The sequence below is a fragment of the Neptuniibacter pectenicola genome (assembly GCF_001597735.1).
In the GTDB taxonomy this organism is placed as follows: Bacteria; Pseudomonadota; Gammaproteobacteria; order Pseudomonadales; family Balneatricaceae; genus Neptuniibacter; species Neptuniibacter pectenicola.
Window position 1 is genome coordinate 1 of record NZ_LUTS01000149.1, and the last position, 255, is coordinate 255.

Annotated in this window: 1 protein-coding gene; it reads right to left on the reverse strand. The window is 50.6% G+C overall.

What is annotated here, in order from left to right:
• Positions 1 to 255: transposase domain-containing protein (locus A3773_RS17645; protein ID WP_197462878.1), on the reverse strand; the 255-nt coding region annotated here is incomplete at both ends.

Sequence of the window (255 nt, forward strand, 5' to 3'; positions counted from 1 at the left end):
TACGATGAAAAACCTCTTTCACCGCGTCAGCTCCCAACCGTTGGCGAGCCTGAACCACAGCGCTCGGGGCAACTAAAGGCTTTTTGCCTGGCAGCATTAACTGCGCCTTACTCACAATGCTCCAAACGGGCTCTTGTCGATAGAGGGACATTGCGATGACTGTCCATACGGCCATATCTAAAGGAATGCGGCGCTTTCTAACCGTTGCCACACCGGTAGCTTCAAGGCATTGATTAATAAAGTTGGGACAAAGAA